Origin of the sequence: Marinobacter sp. 1_MG-2023, from assembly GCF_030549045.1 — a bacterium.
Taxonomy (GTDB): domain Bacteria; phylum Pseudomonadota; class Gammaproteobacteria; order Pseudomonadales; family Oleiphilaceae; genus Marinobacter.
In genome coordinates, this window is record NZ_JAUOST010000007.1 from 98,827 (window position 1) to 118,859 (window position 20,033).

17 protein-coding genes are annotated in these 20,033 nt (G+C 51.2%); 7 read left to right on the plus strand and 10 right to left on the minus strand.

All coding sequences use genetic code 11. The annotated features are described in order from the left end of the window. Positions 1–41 precede the first annotated feature (41 nt). The 5 genes from Q4606_RS15780 (at position 42) to Q4606_RS15800 (ending at position 5,534) form a co-directional block, all read left to right on the plus strand. Positions 42–1,457 carry a mannose-1-phosphate guanylyltransferase/mannose-6-phosphate isomerase gene (locus Q4606_RS15780; RefSeq protein WP_303608118.1) on the plus strand — a complete coding sequence of 472 codons (1,416 nt, stop codon included), beginning with the start codon at positions 42–44 and terminating at the stop codon, positions 1,455–1,457. Beyond that, positions 1,454–2,365, plus strand: coding sequence for a lysophospholipid acyltransferase family protein (locus tag Q4606_RS15785; RefSeq protein WP_303608119.1), 912 nt, complete (start codon positions 1,454–1,456; stop codon positions 2,363–2,365). The genes Q4606_RS15780 and Q4606_RS15785 overlap by 4 nt, the downstream gene beginning before the upstream one ends. Before the next feature lie 69 nt (positions 2,366–2,434). Next, positions 2,435–3,271: a glycosyltransferase family 2 protein gene (locus Q4606_RS15790; protein WP_303597468.1), complete on the plus strand. Its 837-nt coding sequence runs from the start codon at positions 2,435–2,437 to the stop codon at positions 3,269–3,271. Continuing rightward, entirely contained in the window at positions 3,268–4,425 is a 1,158-nt protein-coding gene (locus tag Q4606_RS15795) for a glycosyltransferase (RefSeq protein WP_303597467.1), read from the plus strand. The genes Q4606_RS15790 and Q4606_RS15795 overlap by 4 nt, the downstream gene beginning before the upstream one ends. A gap of 2 nt (positions 4,426–4,427) precedes the next feature. After that, positions 4,428–5,534 (plus strand): glycosyltransferase family 4 protein, encoded by a 1,107-nt coding sequence (locus tag Q4606_RS15800; RefSeq protein WP_303597466.1) that lies wholly within the window; start codon positions 4,428–4,430, stop codon positions 5,532–5,534. 11 nt (positions 5,535–5,545) lie between these two features. Here Q4606_RS15800 and Q4606_RS15805 read toward each other — a convergent pair whose 3' ends face one another. From Q4606_RS15805 to Q4606_RS15835, 7 genes are all read right to left on the minus strand, one after another. Further along, a complete protein-coding gene (locus Q4606_RS15805; protein ID WP_303608120.1) occupies positions 5,546–6,190 on the minus strand; it encodes a hypothetical protein in 645 nt (214 codons plus the stop codon). A gap of 140 nt (positions 6,191–6,330) precedes the next feature. After that, positions 6,331–6,984: an HAD family hydrolase gene (locus Q4606_RS15810; protein ID WP_303597464.1), complete on the minus strand. Its 654-nt coding sequence runs from the start codon at positions 6,982–6,984 to the stop codon at positions 6,331–6,333. A 173-nt stretch (positions 6,985–7,157) separates the two neighbouring features. Continuing rightward, positions 7,158–8,426 (minus strand): hypothetical protein, encoded by a 1,269-nt coding sequence (locus Q4606_RS15815; RefSeq protein WP_303608121.1) that lies wholly within the window; start codon positions 8,424–8,426, stop codon positions 7,158–7,160. Between the two features lie 8 nt (positions 8,427–8,434). Further along, positions 8,435–9,193, minus strand: coding sequence for a 3-deoxy-manno-octulosonate cytidylyltransferase (locus Q4606_RS15820; RefSeq protein ID WP_303608122.1), 759 nt, complete (start codon positions 9,191–9,193; stop codon positions 8,435–8,437). 10 nt (positions 9,194–9,203) lie between these two features. After that, the gene (locus Q4606_RS15825; protein ID WP_303608123.1) at positions 9,204–10,805 is read right to left on the minus strand and encodes an aldolase catalytic domain-containing protein; all 1,602 of its coding nucleotides are present in this window, start codon (positions 10,803–10,805) and stop codon (positions 9,204–9,206) included. Beyond that, positions 10,789–12,099 (minus strand): O-antigen ligase, encoded by a 1,311-nt coding sequence (locus Q4606_RS15830; RefSeq protein ID WP_303608124.1) that lies wholly within the window; start codon positions 12,097–12,099, stop codon positions 10,789–10,791. The genes Q4606_RS15825 and Q4606_RS15830 overlap by 17 nt, the downstream gene beginning before the upstream one ends. Positions 12,100–12,315: 216 nt before the next feature. Then, positions 12,316–13,041, minus strand: a complete 726-nt coding sequence (locus Q4606_RS15835; protein WP_303597459.1) for a 3-deoxy-D-manno-octulosonic acid kinase — start codon at positions 13,039–13,041, stop codon at positions 12,316–12,318. 145 nt (positions 13,042–13,186) lie between these two features. On the opposite strand from Q4606_RS15835, the gene Q4606_RS15840 reads away from it, so the two are divergent. Beyond that, positions 13,187–14,218: a glycosyltransferase family 9 protein gene (locus tag Q4606_RS15840; protein WP_303608138.1), complete on the plus strand. Its 1,032-nt coding sequence runs from the start codon at positions 13,187–13,189 to the stop codon at positions 14,216–14,218. Between the two features lie 89 nt (positions 14,219–14,307). Here the strand turns inward: Q4606_RS15840 and Q4606_RS15845 are convergent, their stop codons facing one another. From Q4606_RS15845 to glnE, 3 genes are all read right to left on the minus strand, one after another. Next, on the minus strand, positions 14,308–14,712 hold the full coding sequence (locus Q4606_RS15845) for a DUF6165 family protein (protein ID WP_303608125.1): 405 nt from the start codon (positions 14,710–14,712) through the stop codon (positions 14,308–14,310). An 87-nt stretch (positions 14,713–14,799) separates the two neighbouring features. Beyond that, entirely contained in the window at positions 14,800–15,726 is a 927-nt protein-coding gene (locus Q4606_RS15850; RefSeq protein WP_303597457.1) for a branched-chain amino acid transaminase, read from the minus strand. Between the two features lie 79 nt (positions 15,727–15,805). Continuing rightward, positions 15,806–18,709, minus strand: coding sequence for a bifunctional [glutamate--ammonia ligase]-adenylyl-L-tyrosine phosphorylase/[glutamate--ammonia-ligase] adenylyltransferase (gene glnE, locus Q4606_RS15855; protein ID WP_303608126.1), 2,904 nt, complete (start codon positions 18,707–18,709; stop codon positions 15,806–15,808). 78 nt (positions 18,710–18,787) lie between these two features. Between glnE and Q4606_RS15860 the strand changes: the two genes are divergently transcribed. Next, on the plus strand, positions 18,788–19,954 hold the full coding sequence (locus Q4606_RS15860) for a potassium channel family protein (RefSeq protein WP_303608127.1): 1,167 nt from the start codon (positions 18,788–18,790) through the stop codon (positions 19,952–19,954). Positions 19,955–20,033: the final 79 nt, after the last annotated feature.

The window sequence follows — 20,033 nt, forward strand, 5'->3', positions numbered from 1 at the left end:
AGGAACGCTCTCATAAACGCAATCAAGCCCGGAGTATGCTCATGATTCATCCCGTCATTATGGCTGGCGGTACCGGCTCACGACTTTGGCCGTTGTCACGACAACTGAACCCGAAGCAGTTTCTGAAACTGACAGATAGCCCGCTCTCGATGCTGCAATCGACGGTGGCCAGGCTTGACGGAATGAGCGCTCAACAACCACTCCTGATCTGCAATGAAGAGCACAGATTCCTGGCTGCGGAACAAATGCGGCAATCCGGCCATGAGGATAGCTGCATTATCCTTGAACCTTGCGGTCGCAATACCGCACCTGCCATTGCACTGGCGGCACTTCAACTATGTGAGAGCGCCGATGGCGATGACCCGCTTATGCTGGTTCTTGCCGCCGACCACCTGATCAAGGATGTCGAGGCTTTCCAGGCAGGCGTGGCAAAAGCTGTACCTCTGGCAAAAAAGGGCAAGCTTGTTACCTTCGGTATTGTGCCCCATCAGCCAGAAACCGGGTACGGCTATATACATCGCGGCAGTGAACTGGCGACTGACTGTTTCTCGGTTGATGGATTTGTGGAAAAGCCCGATATTGAGACTGCCAAAACCTACCTTGAGTCCGGAGAGTATCTTTGGAACAGCGGCATGTTCCTCTTTGGTGCGCGACAGTATTTGACGGAGCTGGAGGTACACCGCCCTGACATTCTGTCCGCTTGCCGTGCAGCAATGGCAGATACCAGCGAAGACCTTCATTTTATCCGTGTGAACTCTGAGCTGTTCGCAAACTGCCCGTCGGAATCCGTAGACTATGCGGTTATGGAAAAAACCGATCACGCAGCAGTTGTCTCTCTGGACGCTGGTTGGAGCGACATAGGATCCTGGTCCGCCCTTTGGGATGTCAGCGAAAAAGACCCGGACGGCAACAATCTCAACGGCGACGTGATAGCCCATCAAACCCGGAACACACTGGTTCGCGCAGACAGCAGACTCGTCGCAACTATCGGCGTCGATGACCTAGTTATCATCGAAACCAAGGATGCGGTTCTGGTCGCCCATAAAGACAAAGTGCAGGACGTAAAAGCTGTGGTTGAGCAAATACGCAGCGATGGTCGGCATGAGCATATGAATCACCGGGAGGTTTACCGGCCCTGGGGCATCTATGACTCCATCGACAGCGGCCCTCGCTACCAGGTAAAACGAATCACTGTAAAGCCCGGCGCAAAACTATCCGTTCAGATGCATCACCACCGCGCTGAACACTGGATTGTCGTCAGCGGCACAGCAAGAGTCACCAACGGTGAAAAGACTTATCTGGTCACCGAAAACCAGTCTACTTACATCCCGATAGGCCAGGTGCACTCACTGGAAAACCCCGGAGTTATCGATCTGGAGCTGATTGAGGTGCAATCCGGCTCCTATCTTGGTGAGGATGACATCGTTCGCTACGAAGACAAGTACGGGCGCGCATGAAAAAACTAAAATCCCACCTCCTTAAATTTGTCCTCAGAGCTTCGAGCATGCTGAACTTAAAAGCAGCTCAACACATTGGCAGGTTTTTCGGCGGCGCAGCTTGGAAATTCAGGTCAGAGTCCCGAAGAGTAACGGATGTGAACCTGGAATTGTGCCTGCCGGAGTTGGATAACGAGAAACGTGACCTGCTTTCTCATAGCTCCCTGCGTCATACGGGCATGACGGCTCTTGAAATTCCGCTGATGTGGGAGTGGCCAGTTCAAAAATGTCTCGACCTCATTCAGCAATGCGAGGGCGTGGAGTTGGTAGAAAAGGCACTGTCGACTGGCAATGGGCTGATATTGCTGGCTCCCCATATCGGTAATTGGGAGCTTGCAGGATTGTATTTTTCATCCAAATATAAAATGGCTTCTCTATATAGCCCGCCCAACATGAAAGAATTTGAAGACTATATGATCAAGGTCCGCAGCCGAGTTGGGGCGGAACTTGTCAGAGGAGACCGGCGGGGATTAATGAGGTTAATGTCGATTCTCAAGGAGGGGGGTGTAACTGGCATTCTTCCGGACCAGTCTCCGCGTGGTAAAACCAATGCTTATGCACCATTTTTTGGTACAGAGGTCAGAACTATGACACTGGTAGCCAAGCTGATGCAAAAGACAGGTGCTAACGCCCTAGTCACATATGCGGAACGGCTGCCAAGTTCAAAGGGGTTTCGCATTGTAGTTAAGGAAGCCCATCCAGACCTCGCCCACCCGGATCCTGTGGTCGCCGCTACTGCACTAAACAAATCGATCGAAAGCGTAATACGCCTCAGCCCGGAACAGTATCAATGGGAATACAAGCGGCTTCGGCATAGACCCAAGGGCGAGCCCAATCCCTACTACCCGGACAGGGTCTGCCGTGGGTAATCACTCGCGGCCAACCGCGCAACGCAGTGCTATCCATCATTTAAACCCTTCGTTAGTGGTTACACGAATATGAGTATCGCTCCTCAATCCATCGGTGTAGTTATCACCACTTATAATTCGCCCCTGTGGCTTAGCAAAGTCCTGACCGGTTATGAAAACCAGTCGTTCAAAGACTTCCGCGTCATCATCGCCGACGATGGCTCCAACGACGAAACTCGCGATCTTGTCGAAACCTTCAAAGCCCGGAAGCTACTTTCGATTGACCACATATGGCATGAAGATAAAGGGTTTCGGAAATGCCAGATATTGAACAAGGCAATTGCAGGCACTTCCTGCGATTATCTTGTTTTCACTGATGGAGACTGTATCCCCGCACCCGACCTGATTGAAACACACCGTTTACTCGCGGCACCCTCCACCTTTCTTTCTGGGGGTTACATTAAACTGACAATGCCTGTTTCCGAAGCCATTACAGAGCAAGATATACGTTCCGGCCGGATCTTCGATGCAGCCTGGCTTATAAAATGCGGACAGCCGAAAACCCACAAACTATGGAAACTGTCGAAATCCCGCGCCTTCAGAAACCTGATGAACCGGATCACTCCAGCGGCTGCAAGCTGGAATGGCATGAACAGCTCAACCTGGACAAAAGACCTGATTGCAGTAAACGGATTTAATGAAGACATGCAATATGGCGGACTTGATCGGGAGCTGGGTGAACGCCTATGGAACTATGGTCACAAGTCCCGACAAATACGGTACAGTACGGTTTGTTTGCACCTCGATCATGCTAGGGGCTATGCCAAACCCGAAATCTGGGCAAAAAATAAGGCCATTCGCAAAGCGGTTAAGGACAATAAAACCATCAGAACCGAGCACGGCATCCAGAAGGGCTCACCCAAATGAGAACCCTTGTTGTCATTCACAGCCTAAAGATGGGTGGCATGGAGCGTGTGGCCGTCAATCTTGCCGATGCGTTCGCAGAAGAGGGCCATGAGAGCCATATTCTGTCCTGTCGAAACCACCCGAATGACCTGCAACCGAATCACCCGGACGTTCACCTCCACCACCATGATCAGTTAAAAGCATTGTTGAAATCCGTTATTGGTATTCCAGTATTCTTGTTATCCCGGCTTTTTCTGGGAATTATAGTGCCAAAGTCTCATTTCATATGGGTTGGCTGGTTGAGCGGCTGGCTACTAAAACACAAAGTCCGTGTTCTGGAAAAGCAGCATGGTCGATTCGACCGGATAATATTTCGCGGATTGGGCACCTTCAAGTATTTCTGGTCGTTCCACGATGACCGTAATATCTATGTGTTGGAAAACGTAATCCATCATGACCGCCCCCTCTGGCAAAAGAAGCTGGAGTGGAGGCTGGTTTTCAAAAACCGTCACTTGGCGTGCGTGTCATCAGGGGTGTATGCATCGGCGACCGACGCGTTTAAACAAGGCAGTATTGCACCCAAAAGCCTCAGAGTGATTACAAACCCCTGCCCAATCAAAGAAATTCAAGCTCTGGCAGAACTATCTGACCCGGATATTCCCGAGGAACCCTATATTTTAAACGTGGGGCGCCTTGTGCCTCAGAAAGGGCATGATTTGCTATTACGCGCATATGCTCTCGCCCAGCCTCGTCAAAAACTGGTTATTGTGGGAGACGGTGCTCTTCGCGAATCTTTAGAACAAACAGCACGTGAGCTAGGAATTTCGGCGAATGTAATCTTCGCGGGTAAGCGGCGCAACCCCTATAACTGGATGAGACACGCAGACCTCTTCGTGCTTTCCTCTGAGTTTGAAGGCTTAGGGATCGTCTTGACGGAGGCGCTTGCTTGCGGAACGCCAGTTATATCAGTCGACTGCCCTGGCGGAATCCGTGACGTATTTAAAGGTGAACTGGAGTGCTACTTATCTCAGATGACTGCTGGTAGTTTGGCAGATTTAATGAATAGGGTACTGAGCGAGCTGCCGGTGACTATCAAAGCTGAATGGCTCTCGGACTTCGACCAAAAACGAATTGTTGATCTTTTTCTCGCCACTCCACCTCCGTTAAGAGCATGAGAATGACAGCCGATCAGACCAAAACGCCCATCCGCGTTTTATTTATCAAAACAGGGCTGGATGCAGCAGAGCTCGATCTGATTCGGCAACTGCACAACCACGGCGTGTTCATTAAAGTAATCTGCTGGGCCAGCGGCACTAGCCTGGACTTCCTGGAGAAAGAAGAAATACTTATCAACCCCGTGCGTAAAAAGGGGAAGTTTGATGTCCCATTTATTTGCCAGATTCGCTCGGTCGTAAAGCAATTCGATATCAACTTGATTCATGCAACCGATTCTACTGCACTCGCCAATGCAATCTGGGCAACGTACTTTACCAACGTTAAAATTATTGCCTACCGTGGCACCAGTGCCCGCATTCGCAAGACTGACCCAACCTATTGGCTAGGTGCGCTCCACCCGAAGGTTTCATTAACGTTCTGTGTTAGCAAGTCAGTTTATCAGTATATGAAGACCCGGCTGCCTGAGCATAAGCTTCGATTGAACTACAAGGGGTTTGACCCTTCGTGGATCAACGTTGAGAGCCCGCAACCGGCCGACTTTCCGAAGCTACCGGAAGACAGGTTTATCGGCATATTTCTGGGTAGCAGCGCTGGACGTCCGCATAAAGGGCTTGAAATTCTGATTAAAGCATTCCATCAGCTGAACGACACAAAAAATATTCTCATCGTTCTCGGCAATAGCAGTCCTGAAGCGGAGCGGCTGGCCTCAGAAGGGCCGGCGCACCAGCGAATATTTTTGATCGGGAGAGTCAAGAATGCAACTGACTGGCTTTGTCATGCTGACCTTTATATACAGCCCTCACTTGGAAGAGAAGGCTTGCCCCGCTCTGTAAAAGAAGCCATGGCAGCAGCACTGCCTATTATCATCACCGACATTCCAGGGCCAACCGAGTTGATTGAGCACGAAAAATCCGGACTGGTCATTGAGGCAGGAAATGCTGACGCACTTACTCAAGCTTGGGAGCGCATGGCGAGCGATGCTCATTTGCGGCAACGTTTGGGGGTAAACGCCAAGACCCGCCTGATCGAAAAGTTCTCGCCTGAGGCTTTTTTTCAAAATACATTAATGGCGTATCACGATGTTCTACATATTGACCCCAATGCCTGAAACGCCATCATTCAGGGGCGTGGGCAAGAGCGCAGTTGCGGTAGGATCTCTAGGGCCGACCGGTGAACAATTCCAATCTGCGCCGGGAAAGGTGTTTTGAGCATTAACGCCATCGCAAAACGATGGCAGCCTGCTCCTGAAAAAATTGGCTCACCGCCCGGCCCGATATGCATCAAAACCCCACCAACTTCTCGGAAGTTATTCGCATCCAAAGTCGCTCGTGACGGCAGTGAACCGCGCTGCTTTACGTCAGACCAGATTGAATCCAGCTTTCTATAGCGTTCGATAACATCTTCAGGCGTGCGACAATCGTCAACCACCCCGGTTTTCGACACAGAAATTTCTCTTAACATATAACTAATCGCACCAGACTGCTCCCAGTTGTCGCCCTTTTGCCAGTGAGCCCAACAGTACGCGAGTTTGGGGTGCTGATCACATGGCTGCTCCATAGGTACTGGCCATGTGCCTACAACCCGCCCTGACATCTGGCGAATGCTCGCTCCAAAGTAATGCCCCAGATCTTCCGCCTCAATATATTTTTCGCATTGACTAGGATCAACCCAAATGCGCTCCGCGTAGCAAGGCGCACCCTCACCAAAGCGAACGCGGTTCCAGGTGTCAATTCTTAGAGCTCTGAGCCAGTACTTTAAAGCCAAGAAGTATTCCTAATTAAAGACTTTCAAAATAAATCGACAATGGGAATTGTGCTGAGGCTTGGGAAGCAAGGGTCTAGGCACAACAGCGACACATTGTTCATATGCTGTATCTTTTGGCCCGCCAAGGGCATTCCAGGCATTCATTGAGCCAACTGAACAAGAGAGTCTAGCCCATCCACAGCCATCGATGCTTCCGAAAACGCGTAGCCAGACTCGCTCCACCGGCGAACAAAAATAAAGTCCAGATTCGCCCGTGATGCCGCTACATAATCATACTCGCTATCGCCCACAAAGACCGCAGGGTGACGTATCAACCCCGAGCCGATCTCTCTTGCCAGGATTTCATCTTTAGTGTCAGGACTACCGAAAATATTTCCTTCAAAATAATGACTGAGTTGCCGGTCGTCAAAGACCTCTCGCAACTCCTGTTCATCTCCTCCAGAAACAACCAGCCAGTTTGCTCCGAGAGTCAACTTACGCAGTTCATCCAGACCTTTCGTTACTTCGCACGATCTCAACCCATCACGAACATATGCTGCGTAGCCGTTCAACAATCGTTGTAACTCTTCTTGGTCAACCGTGGATCGGCCAATAATATCCGTCAAGAACATGTTGAATTTCACATATCGAGATATACCGCCATTATTGACATGATAGCTAACCAATGCGTCTGCTTTCGCCTCGCCATAGGGCTTGGCTACCTGATAAAAGGCCTGAGTCTTGACCTTGTTCGAATCCAGCAAGACACCGTCACAATCGAAAACCCAGGTTTTATATTTGTTCGGGAAAGCCACTCCGTTCAACCCCACTGTAAACTATTTAATGGTTCCTCCGCCGATCAGAGAAGAACCAGGAGATGACAACTCACACGTAATCGAGCTCATTGTCATACACTTAGAAACACACTCAACACCATTGGCTATCGCTAAGTTCTTCCAGCGTGGTGCTGCCAGTTCCAGGAAATTGTCTAAAACAGTGCCTGCGTGTTCGCACCATGCGCTTTCTGAAGCAGGTTCATATATTTTTTTTCACCCAGCGCCATCACCTCATTGAAGCGAGCATCACCATGTATCAAACCAATGCTCCAAAGCCGCTCCATGAACCTGTATTGGAGAATCGGATCATGTGTTTTTATAAAAGAGCGCGTGTAGTCGATAGGCTTGGCTCCCGCCGGGTTATAACCCGCAAAACGTCCTGCCGATAGCATAAGGTCTGTATTGAAGACACGGATATCCGCCGGATTGAACCTTAGGAGGTCGAGAACAGCATTTGGGCCTGCATTGAAGTGAGTATCCGGCAACATCCAGTCGAACGAGGCCAACTGGCGAATATTGGCTTGGTTTTTTGGAAGTTGGCCGAGGCCCTTTCGGTTAATACACACTGCCCATCGAAGGCTGGACAGGACGCTATCAAAATCACCCTCTGCCAATGCCTTTGCCTGGGTATTGTTGTAGTAACTGACATCTAAACGACGCCCTTGAGTCACTGGGTCCCTGCCCTTGTCGCCCCCCCGATAGCTAAACTTGACGACCACGTCGTGGCTGTCGATTTCAGCTCCCTGGTCAACTGAACTGGCCACTGGTCCAACCAACGCAACCTGCCGCCCCGCTATGAACCGCGCGAATTCCGAATTTGAAGGCTCTTCTGAACGGCTATATCCAACGATCTCACCTTCACTATTTTGGGAAAGGACCTGCCAGAGCCACTCCGCTTGTCTCAGCCGATCATCTGAACAACCCTGGCGTCTCATTTCCTGTAAAAACTTCCAAGCACTTCCGAAATGCCCAACCTCTATTTCTGCGTAAAACCCAACATAGAGCTGGCTAAGAGAACCTTCAGAAGCTGCTTGTGCCGTGGCCTTGGATAGTGCCTGATTGCGCATGATTTCAGCAGGTGAATATAGACCTAACCCTATGCACAGATGATAGAGGTCTAGCCAACACAAGTAGGGCAAAATCAGTGGATCGATATTTTCAACAATCACTTCGATGCGATCAATGTCAGTTTTGGCAATAACTGCCCTTCGCGTAGCTCCAACGTCAACGAGCTCATGCCAAAGTTTCATGATATCAGTAGGAGGCCTTTTATAGCCCATACGACTAAATGCCTTGGAGAGCACTCTCGCTTCCAGCGCATAATCACCAGCATGTTGGGCCTGACAGAAAGCCGCTTTAAGTGTATTGAAGCGCCACCAGCGATCTTGGCGCTTTTTTGCAAACAGTAGCTTATTGATCACAATAGACATTAACCTTTTACGACAGGAGAACTGTTTGCAGCAGCTAGTAGCGCGGCCTCGACGCCAGCAACATCTTCAGGAACGTCAACCGCCAAGCTGCCAGGTTTGGTTTCGACCATAAGCACGTTTTTCCTAAGCTCGAAAAAACGCAAAATCTCAATATCTTCACTGTGTTCGAGGGTACTTTTACGGCCAAAATCACGGAAGGCAAACAATTCATCACGAGTAAAACCATAGATACAAACCTGTTTGCGATACCGCGAAGGCGCATTCTCCGAGCTTTTGAAGCCCGGAAGCGGATTTCTAGACATGTATATGAGACGGCTGGACTCGTTAGTAATCACCTTGGGAATGTTCAGATTTGAAGGCTCCTCCGATTCGGATAGCCAGCTAAAGCCATTGACTACTTGATCCATATTTGCGGCTTTAGCGTCTCGGACATTGAGGATATCCTGAGGGTCTACCAAAGGTTCATCACCTTGAACATTAATGTAAATATCCGCCTCAATCGATTCAGCTGCCTCTGCAAGACGATCTGTGCCGGTCAACGCTGTTTTCTCAGTCATAACAGTTTGAAAACCAGCTCCTTCGACCACCGATGCGATACGGTTATCGTCTGTTGCGACATAGACATTTTCCGCCGATACCGCTCTGGCCGCCAACTCAGCCACCCAAAGGATCATCGGCTTGCCTAGCAAAGGCACAAGTGGCTTTCCGGGATAACGGCTTGAAGCGTAACGGGCTGGAATTAAAACAACACTGCGCATGAGAGGGCCCTTACATGGCATATATGGATTGAACCGGCACTGAATACCGTGTCGGCGTCACGGCGAGCAAAGGTAACGCTTCTGCACAGGCTTGGTATTGCGACAATAGTGATTGCATTTCGGCACTCCTGGGGTCATCAGCACCATATCCATCAAAACCAGCCATCAATATGCGTAAGGCCTTTCCACTAGTCGCTATAGCGAGTGCATATGCAATTACCAACGAAACCGGGACCGTGCAGAAGCTGTCACCAAACCGGAAGGTACCGCCTCTAACGCTAAAACCATAATCCAGTAGTTCTTTTCCTCGTAAAGCGCTTCGAACATGATCCGGTAGCATCGACGCGGGTGTAATCAATGGCTGAGGAAGTCGTGAATGGACATCGCAATCCGCCAGCAGCCTCACGGGGTGGCAGGCCACACGCACATCAATCAGCGCCGAATCAACGGACGACTGAGTGTTGAGCGCCATAACCAGTGGCCGATACTCGCGGATGTACTGCTCAATTGCGCCATTGTGTTCTTTGACCCCCGGCCCGGAGCCAAGCAACAGCACCTCCCTTCCCTCCAGGAGGGCATCTGGAGACCAGCTACCTTCAGGCTCGCCACGGTAAAAGTGGCGAGCCGAGTCCAATGCTTCACGACTGAACTTCTTGCCACCTTCCTTGCGTAAGTGCTCAATTACGGCCAGGATATCCTCTTCCAGATAACGAGAATCCGCCAGCATCTCCTGGACATAGGATGGGTGGATTCCGAACTTGCCAGCCAAGAAGTAGTAAGGGTTTGTCCCCCAACCGTAATGGTACTGCATCGGCCGAAAATGAGTCCGGATCAACTGCATTAACGGGATAAGATTTACGTCCTGGCCTTTGCGCTCGGCCATTTCGATTGCCAACTCCTCGGTACGAGCATTGCCAGGGCCTCGCCCCATTCCGGTGACGGTGGCGTCGACCCAGGTAACACCTTGGTCTATCGCACACAAAGTATTTTGCAAAGCCAACCCCATATTGTCGTGAGTATGGATTCCAAGCGGCCCTTGCCAGCCTTCCCGCAACCAGGAAATCACCTCGGCCGTTTGACGCGGATCCATACAGCCCATGCTATCCGCAAAATAAAGAACATCCGGTTGATACTGTGTCGCAGCTTGAGCCAACGACCGAATTTCATCTCGAGTTCGGTCGGCCACCTGCATAAGGTTAAAGCCGACGATGTACCCCCTTTCCCTTAACCATTCAGTAGCCGGCAACACTGACGAAAACTCGTGAACGTGGCACGCAATACGTACCAACGAAACGGGTGAAGCGGCTGAATTAACCGGAAAAAGCTGCCCCAATTTATATTCAAGGGCATCATCATCTACCAACTCACTAGCATTGACCATTACGCCAATCAGAACGTCGTCCGGAAGTGGCAGGGTTTTCAAATATTCATCCTTACAGAACGCAGAGGCTCCTTTGAAACCCTGATTTCGGAGTGACCTGAGACCGATTTCGATGGCCCCCACACCAACCTCTACCATCGCGCCTAAATAGTTCTCAACCAAGCCCCGCTCAAAGTTCCAATTATTGTAATACCCTCCGTCTCTAAGGGTGCAATCAAGCTGTGTGATCATCACTATCCGTCCTGACTTTTTGTCGCTGACACCTGTTGAGGAAAATAAACGAGGCTGTCACCCCCATCAGCATGTTAAATAACAGCACACCTTCTGTTTGGAACAATATTCCATCGAACAGGTTAGTGACCATAAAGAATACAAGCGTCACTATCAAAAACCCAAACATATCGGGTTCCACCAACCCAGCTTGCCGCGCATTCCAAAGCCCCCGGAACCCCCAAGCAAACAGCAAAAAAACTATGATCACCCCACCAACACCGTACCTTAATGCAGCCTCATAATACCCATTATGAACTTGGCTGAAAGCGTCGCTATTGCCCTTTAAAAGCCCCTCCTGGTCTAGGATCAATTCCCCTGCCCGGTAGCCCCACCCGGTCCAAGGTCGCTCCGTGATACCCTTTGAACCTTCAATGAGAAAATGAACCCGCAATCCCCAGCTAGTCTTAGGGATATCCGACAAATCTCCACTCATGAGATCAGCCACAACGACTGACTCACTCTCAAAGCGGTCTGTTACGAGAGCGAGCAAGCCCACCTGATAGCTTGCAATAATGGCGAGTAACGATACAAAGGCGAGCACGACGGCCAGCTGCAGCTTCCCAGCCCACGATAATCTGACAACAGCAAAGAGATAAACCATACCAATGAATAGCGCAGGGACCAGAGCCACCATCGCAGTACGCGACTGTGTTATCACAATCGCCATGAGCGTAAAAATGAGTAGCATCAGCCACATACAGAATCGCAGAGGTGAAAACCTGCCGTTCAAAAAAAACTTACCTGCGAAACAGCAAAGCCCCAGGAAAACAACGCCGTACAATATGCCGGTCCGGATCGGGTTAATTCCAAAGTTTGCTCGCTGGCCATGCAGGCCCTGAACCAGCTCCTCGAAACCGTCACCGGACAGCCATGGCATGGCTATAATGAAAAGTCCTATGAGGCTGAGGTAAACCAAAACATTTCTAACACGACCTGCAAGTACAATGGATATAAAAAGAAAAAAGAATTTATCCAGAAAATCCTCTAATGAGGGTCCTGAGCGCGCGAGGTCCGGATGATCCCGCAGCATGAATACCCAGCTCAGCGTCAACACAACGATAGATGCCACCATTAACTTTACGGGGCTACTCCATCTCAGTCCGCTTCCGAAGCGAAACAGGGTATAAAGGCCTACCAACGCAAATAAGATCTCGATCCAGTTGGGCAATCGAACCGCGGTAAGCGGCAGTATGGAGTAAAGTAGCGCCAGGCCAGCCAGCAAAGCAAAAAGAGGTTTCGGTATCGCCAACATATCACTCCCTTGCCAAATTACGCGGGAGGTCGTGGAGCGAATGCTTGACGTATCATTCATGTAAAAACTCAGATTATAAAGTGTGTGCCCAGTATCGAGGCGTGCCTTAGATAAGCACGCTCAAACTTTGCTCAACGACTCAGGAATTACTGAATCGCTGCCTTGGCGAGGGGTTTAATATCAAGCAATAGGTTCTTAATTTAGCCAGGCTGGGCGCTAGGAGCCGGATTGATAGGCGTCAACGAGAACTTCCCAAAATTGTTCAAGCATTGGCTCGGAAAAGCATATCCGTTTACGCATCGATCGCCGCAAACGCAAAAGATTACGAGACTTCCAGGGTTCACCTCCACTGACAGACGAACTCCGCAGCCTGCAGCGGTCAAAATCAATCAGGTATATCTGATCACGAGTCACAAGGATATTGTCACAATTCAGGTCTACATGATCCAGACCGAAATCGTGAAACTCGCGTATCACTCTCCCCAATTTCCGCCACAATTGTTCTTCGCCAAGCATTAACGAGTCCGCAAAGGTTACAGCATCAGGTATACGTTTAATCAAAATTGCAGCCTGGTACCAAAACACGCGGGTTTTCCAAGCAATCGCTGCAACAGGTTCCGGCACGGGTAACCCAGCCGACAACAAGCTTTCCAGCAAACGGAATTCTGATATCGATCTGGCCTGATCAAAACCCGTAAACAGATACGTTTTCTCGGCCAGCCTCGCCATGAGCCCACCCCGCCGATAGTGACGAAGAACAAGGCTGCCTTTCTCCTCACTGATAAACCAGGCACTACCTCGCCCGCCCGTGCTTACAGGCTGTGCATCGCCCGCCCAGAAGTCCGGGCAAAACCAGACCGGGGTTAATACGGCCTCATACTCAGATGACACCAGCAGTAACGATTTTCTGGGTTGTGTCCGGCTGTCCGTAATCAGTGTCAAAAGTTTGATGCCTCTAATCCGGCAACCCGAAATTCCCGGGTAAAGACGTTGGGAGCCCAATAGGCTAAAATGGCGGTTAGTTTACCAACGAGCCCCGCCAGGCTCTACATTCAGCAGTAAAAGAATTAAAACAGGCTGTAAATTGATTCACTCCATCTGTATTCTCCGACTATCCGCTATTGGCGACGTTACCCATGTGATCCCTGTCGTGCTAAGCCTTCAGGAACAGGTACCAGGCATCAAAATCACTTGGGTGATCGGAAAGATCGAAGCAAAGCTGGTTGGTGATATGCCCGGCGTCGAGTTTATTATCTTTGACAAGAACGCTGGGCGTCAGGGTTACTCAGACCTACGGAAGAAAATGAAAGGCCGCTCGTTTGACGCGCTACTGCATATGCAGGTGGCCTTTCGCGCGAACCTCGCGTCCGCCTGTATTCCCGCGAAAATTCGAGTGGGCTATGACAAAGCACGCAGTAAAGACCTCCACAGTCTGTTTGTAGGTCACCGCATAAAGCCTGCTCAACATCAGCATGTTCGCGACTGTCTGGCCAGCTTCCTGGAACCACTAGGCCTGCGAGCCGCTCCGCCAAAATGGTTAATCCCCCTTACCGGAAGCGACCACGAGTTCGCCAATCAACACCTCACCCGTGAACGCAAAAATCTGATCATTAGCCCCTGTGCGAGCCACGCGCTGAGAAACTGGCCACCTGAGCGTTACGCTCAACTCGCGGATCATGCTGCGAGACAGCATGGAATGAAGGTTATCCTGGTTGGTAGCCCAGCTTCGTTTGAAGCCGACTATTGCGCCGCCATCGAAACTGCCATGAAAGAGAAAGCTCACAACATCTGTGGCAAAGACACGCTGAAGCAACTCACAGCATTGATGTCCCATGCCGACCTGGTGGTTGCGCCAGATACCGGCCCCGCACACATTGCCAGCGCTGTTGGTACAGATGTGCTGGGAATATTTGCCGCCAGCAACCCGAACCGGTCCGGCCCATATAACTCGCTCAAATGGTGCGTTAATCGTTACCCGGAGGCATTACAGAAATTCACCGGAAAAACGGTGGCGGAGGCCCGCTGGGGAGCCAGGGCAGAATTCGAAGGTGCCATGGAGTTGGTGACGGTTGAAGATGCTACAACGATGCTGGATTTGTGGGTGACAGCTAACCCATAGGACCCCTCGCTTCCCACCTCTATTCAGTTCGGGACGAGGGGTATTTCGTGCAGCCTGGGAAAGATTACCTTACACAAGCCTGGAGAGGCTTACTTCCGTGCTGTGTAATCCTGATAGGATTTCTCTTCTACAAATCGGGAGCCAAGCGCCAGGTTGATGTCTTTCTTCAGGGCCGCCCGCTTGTCGTTTGTAACGTAAACTGCACGAGCTAACTCTATAAATTTTGAGCCGAAGTTCTGCGCTGCCTCTTCATCCCGTATATCGTCTTCGATTACCCAAAGTTCTTCATTGACCGCTTTCAATTGCTTCCGCAACTCAGCAATTGCGCTCTGGTCCTTTACTGCCTCGTTCCAGGTCGAGCTGAGCTCATCCAGTTCAAGCCGGACATTTCGAACCTTGGCTTCATCTTTGATGCGTTCAGATTTGATTTCCAGAATGGTGATTTTGTCGAGAACTTCGCCGAACGAAACCGGAACTTTAATGACATCAGTCATTTTCTGCACCTGTCAATTTTATGGATTTTAAAACAAAGAAGCCGCCCGACTGCCAGTTAACAGAGGACGGCTACAAAATACTTACGCTCAGCCTTTGACCGGCGTCAACCACTCGCTATGCTGTGGGAGCCTGCCCTTGACCGCATCAAAATACATAGCCTGGAGCTTCTCTGTAACCGGGCCGCGCTTGCCAGCGCCAATAGCCCGACCATCCAGTTCACGAATTGGCAACACCTCGGCGGCAGTACCCGTAAAGAACGCCTCGTCCGCAATGTACACTTCATCACGAGTAATACGCCGTTCTTTCACTGGAATCCCAAGGTCGGCCGCAAAATCCAGAATGGTCTGTCGAGTAATGCCTTCCAAACAAGATGTCAGCTCAGGGGTGTGCAAAACACCGTTGCGCATGATGAAAATATTCTCGCCGGAGCCTTCCGCCACATAGCCTTCGTTGTCCAGCAACAGCGCTTCTTCACAACCACTGGCAATGGCTTCGTTCAATGCCAGCATGGAGTTGATATAGTTGCCGTTCGCCTTGGCCTTGCACATGGTGATGTTGACATGGTGACGAGTGTAGGAGGAGGTACGCACCTTGATGCCGATTTCCTTGGCTTCTGGCGACATGTAAGACGGCCAGCTCCACGCTGCAACCATTACATGAACATTCAGGTTGTCTGCTCGCAGCCCCATTCCCTCGGAGCCCAGAAAGACCATTGGGCGCAGGTAAGCTTCATCAAGATTATTCTCACGAACCGCTGCACACTGCGCCTCGTTAAGCTCTTCTTTGCTAAACGGCATTTTCATGTTCAGAATGTGGGCGGACCTGAACAAACGATCGGTATGGTCTTTCAAGCGAAAAATAGCCGGGCCATTCGCAGTGTTGTAGGCTCGCACCCCTTCAAAACAGCCCAGGCCGTAGTGCAGGGTGTGGGTCAGGACGTGGGTTTTGGCTTCACGCCAGGGAACCATTTCACCATCCAGCCAGATAACGCCATCGCGATCAGCCATCGACATTCTTTATTGCTCCTAAAAAAGCGGTTTTCGGGGATTTAGCATTCTAGCAGGAAATTTTGATAGAACGACACCAGGCTCACTATACCTCCATAATTTTCTTCCAAACGGATTGTATATAGCGCCGCTCCTCTGTGAACGCATCGCCTGCGACCTGGCTGTTCAGGTTTTGCAGCGCCCGCCGGTGAATGCTTGAACGCAGAGCAATGTAAGCTTCTCGCAGTTTTTCTGCGTCCTCCACGGGCAATACGCCAGCTCGGCCCAACTCCTCCATTTGCCGAATATTGTCAGACCACTGGGTAAGCTCTGGATGATCCTCACTCCATGCAAGCATGAGGTATTGCACCATAAACTCCATATCCACAATACCGCCCGCATCGTGCTTGATATGAAAGGTTTCTTTCCGCTGGCTTTCCGGCGTACCCAGACTGGCACGCATTTTTTCACGCATTTCCACTACGTCCTGGCGCAGCTTGTCCTTTTCACGACTTTGACAAAGTATGTTGTGCCGCACAGATTCGAAGGCCGCGAGTGTTTCGCGACAACCTGCGACGCCTCTGGCCCGGGCCAACGCCTGATGTTCCCAGGTCCAGGCGTCGTTGCACTGATACTTTTCGAAAGCCTGCAGTGTACTTACCAGCAACCCCGAATTGCCCGAGGGACGCAAACGCATATCGACCTCATACAACTGGCCAGAGGGGGTCTGTGCATTAAGGATGTGCACAATTCGCTGTCCCAGACGAGTGTAGAAGACCGCATTATCAATGGGCTTGTCGCCATCTGTGGCCAGACCGGGATCTGCATTGTGAACAAATACCAGATCAAGATCCGAGGTATAGCCAAGTTCGATTCCGCCCAGCTTTCCGTACCCGATGACTGCGAAATCCGTTTCACCGGGGACGTCATCAGCACGCCCCGGGTGTCCATGGCGCACCACCAGGTTGGCAAAGGCCACGTCCACCACGTGATCAAGAACAACCTCGGCAATCCAGGTTAGATAGTCACTCACCTTCATCAATGGCAGGGTGCCCTTCAGCTCAGAAGCGGCGACTCGAAGCGTGTGAGCCTTTTTGAAGTGCCGCAACGACTCCATCTGGTTTTCCAGGTCGTCATAGGAGATCCGCAACATTTGCTGACGCAGATCATCCTGTAATTCGTCTCGTGCAGGTGGGCTGTACAGGCTTTCAGCGTTGAGCAGCTCATCCAGCAGTAGTGGTGTTTCCGCAAGCTGCCTTGCAATCCAGGGACTTTCGCTGCACAGCTTGACCAATTGCGTTCGGGCCCCCGGATTCTCCAGCAATAACACCATGTAGGCCGTTCGGCGCAAAATGGCTTCAACCAGCTGTAAAACACGAGACAGGGTTTCTGAAGGGTTATCTACTTCGGTCAATGCTTCCAGTAACACCGGCATAAACTGATTAAGACGTTTACGCCCCTGAGTTTGCATGGTCTGAACAGTACGACCGTCGCGCAAGCTGCCAAGCAGACTGAGACTACCCGAGGGATCCTCGTACCCGTTTTGTTCCAGCCACTGAGTATCTGAAACCTCATCGGCCTCCGCCAGCCAGAGCTCAAACCAGCCTTCATCAAGAGAGGTCTGCGCGCCTTCCTCATCCTCTTCCGTGGTAATGATGTTGGCAAAGTGCGTAGCCACTTTCTCCCTATGCTGAATCAGCGCTTGCTGGCAGCTCTGCCAATCATCAAACCCCATGATCAGTGCAACGCGCGCCTGGGAAAGCTCGTCTTCAGGCAATAGCTGAGTCTGCTTGTCTTCCATACCTTGCAGGGCATGCTCAAGATCACGCAGGAATACATAAGCGTCACGGAGTTCGTTAACAACCTGTGAAGGCAGCAATTCCAGCGCCTCAAGTTCTTTCAATATGATCAGCAACTCCCTCTGCTGCAGCTCTCTGTCCCGGCCGCCACGAATGAGCTGAAACGCCTGAACAACAAACTCGATTTCCCGGATGCCACCACTGCCAAGTTTTATGTTGTTTTCCAGCCCCTGCCTGCGAACTTCACGGCTTATCATCGCCTTCATACTTCGCAAAGACTCGAAAGCGCTGAAATCTATGTATCTGCGATACACGAACGGCCTAAGGCTTTCCATAAGAACCTGGCCCGCCTTCTGGTCACCGGCAACCACTCGTGCCTTGACCATGGCATAACGCTCCCAGTCCCTTCCTTGGTCCTGGTAGTAGGTTTCCAGGGCTGCGAAACTCAGTGCAAGAGCGCCACTCTGCCCATAGGGCCGCAAGCGCATATCCACACGGAACACGAAGCCATCAGCGGTGATCTGATCCAGAGCCTGAATCAGGCGCTGTCCAAGCCGGATGAAAAACTGCTGATTATCCAGAGAACGACTGCCGCCCCGGGTTTCACCTTTGCCGGGAAAAGCAAATATGAGATCAATATCCGAGGAGACGTTCAGCTCGCGCCCCCCCAACTTTCCCATTCCGATCACGATCAGCGACTGGGGCGCTTCCACACCTGTTACCGGATCCTTGCCCCAGGGCGTGCCAAATTGTTCGCAAGCTGACTTATAGAGCCAGTCGAGGGCCCCCTGAATACATACCTCCGCAAACGCACTGGTTGCAGCTATGGTTTCGGGTAAATCGGCCCAGCGCATCAGGTCCCGCCATATGATGCGGAACTGCGCTTCTCGGCGAAAACGGCGCAACGCCGCATGCAGGCCAGGCTCATCCTCCACATCTACTAGATACTCATTCCAGCGCGCCTGCAGATATTCCGGCGTGGTCGGTTCATTCAGCAACCGTGACTCGAGCAAGGTTCGCACCTGTTCCGGGTGTCTTTCCAGCGTCTGGCGCAGAAACGGGCTCCGGGCCATGGCCTGGGCAATGGTTGCGGCCGATATACTGGCGTCCTCCTGCAGCCAATCTGGCACACCTTCCGGAAAAACCGACGCCCAGCCGTCAGCAACATCATCTGCCAGCGGTGACGGAAGGCAACTCCATGGCTCGGACATAATGCAAACCCCTGTCTCTCTGTTATATTCCCATTACTGTATAACGAACTTACCCGAGACTGAACAGGCCAATACCGGATGCTGAGAAACCGCTTTCCCCTCAACGCCGAACATGAGAAAAGCAAAATCCCCATGGGGGGGCTCATCAGGAAGCGGGTGAAGCGCCTGTTCATGATATTGATAGCGTTGCTGACGACGCAGATACTGATTATCTGGGCCGTTGAAGACCTGACCCTGTTCGAGTCGCTGTGGATGTCGATGACTACCATCGCTACTGTGGGCTACGGCGACTTCGCCCCTGTAACCTACATTGGCCGGATCAGTACTATCCTCCTCATGTTCGTGGGCGCCATCACTCTACTGACCCTGATTGTCAGTGATTTTATCGAGTACCGGTTCTACCGCCGGGAACGCATTCTCACCGGACGTTGGATCTATAAAATGAACAACCACATTGTCATTATCAATACTCCGAAACACGGCGGCATGACCTATTTTATGCGCTTTGCAACACAGATCCGCGCTGTACAAGGCTATGAGACCATTCCTATCATGCTGCTGACTCGTCAATTTCCGAGCGGCCTACCAGCCGAGCTGTCTGACCTGGGTATCGTCCATTATCATGGCTCCGGTTTCGACCCGGATGCGTTAAAGGCAGTGCACGCAGGCAGCGCAAAGCACATTGTTGTCTTGGCTGCCGATGAATCTGACCCTCACTCAGACAGCCTGACTTTCGATATATCCCATCGCCTTGGCGAGCTAAATCTTGGCCAGAAAACCACCACTGAGTGTGTTACGGATGCCAACCGTAGCCGCTTCAAGGAACTCGGGGTGCGGGCCGTTATACGTCCCGTTCGGACCTACCCTGAAATCATGGTGCGTTCCGTGGTTGCCCCCGGTTCGGAAAAAGTTCTGGAAGACATGTTCAATTACGAACAGGATCACCCACACCGTTACGATCTGGAACTGGACGACCTTAACTGGGCAGATATCGTCAGCGCGCTGATTCGGCACGGTATTGGCACTGCGCTGGCCTACATCGATAACGACGACGAAGTTATCTGCCATCCGGAAGTCAACAAGGAAATTGAGGGTAAAGGGCTTATTGTGCTGGTCAAATCCAACGAGCCGCCGGAGCTTGAGGTGGTCAAAGAAGCTCTGGAGCGATACCGGCAATTTATGGAGAAATGGAGGAATATGCAGGATGATGCGACCGCAACTGACTCAAGCAAAACCACTAGCTGAGCACTTGCTCTAACGCGAGTACAGCGTTTATCGCGACAATTACCGACGCGAGCGCAGTGAAAGTTTATTTCGGTATCGC

What these genes read in the sequence shown, in the direction of transcription:
- Q4606_RS15780 (WP_303608118.1), top strand. Translation starts at nt 42, where the DNA reads ATGATTCATCCCGTCATTATGGCTGGCGGTACCGGCTCACGACTTTGG.
- Q4606_RS15785 (WP_303608119.1), top strand. Translation starts at nt 1,454, where the DNA reads ATGAAAAAACTAAAATCCCACCTCCTTAAATTTGTCCTCAGAGCTTCG.
- Q4606_RS15790 (WP_303597468.1), top strand. Translation starts at nt 2,435, where the DNA reads ATGAGTATCGCTCCTCAATCCATCGGTGTAGTTATCACCACTTATAAT.
- Q4606_RS15795 (WP_303597467.1), top strand. Translation starts at nt 3,268, where the DNA reads ATGAGAACCCTTGTTGTCATTCACAGCCTAAAGATGGGTGGCATGGAG.
- Q4606_RS15800 (WP_303597466.1), top strand. Translation starts at nt 4,428, where the DNA reads ATGACAGCCGATCAGACCAAAACGCCCATCCGCGTTTTATTTATCAAA.
- Q4606_RS15820 (WP_303608122.1), bottom strand. Translation starts at nt 9,193, where the DNA reads ATGCGCAGTGTTGTTTTAATTCCAGCCCGTTACGCTTCAAGCCGTTAT.
- Q4606_RS15825 (WP_303608123.1), bottom strand. Translation starts at nt 10,805, where the DNA reads ATGATCACACAGCTTGATTGCACCCTTAGAGACGGAGGGTATTACAAT.
- Q4606_RS15830 (WP_303608124.1), bottom strand. Translation starts at nt 12,099, where the DNA reads ATGTTGGCGATACCGAAACCTCTTTTTGCTTTGCTGGCTGGCCTGGCG.
- Q4606_RS15845 (WP_303608125.1), bottom strand. Translation starts at nt 14,712, where the DNA reads ATGACTGATGTCATTAAAGTTCCGGTTTCGTTCGGCGAAGTTCTCGAC.
- Q4606_RS15850 (WP_303597457.1), bottom strand. Translation starts at nt 15,726, where the DNA reads ATGTCGATGGCTGATCGCGATGGCGTTATCTGGCTGGATGGTGAAATG.
- glnE (WP_303608126.1), bottom strand. Translation starts at nt 18,709, where the DNA reads ATGTCCGAGCCATGGAGTTGCCTTCCGTCACCGCTGGCAGATGATGTT.
- Q4606_RS15860 (WP_303608127.1), top strand. Translation starts at nt 18,788, where the DNA reads ATGCTGAGAAACCGCTTTCCCCTCAACGCCGAACATGAGAAAAGCAAA.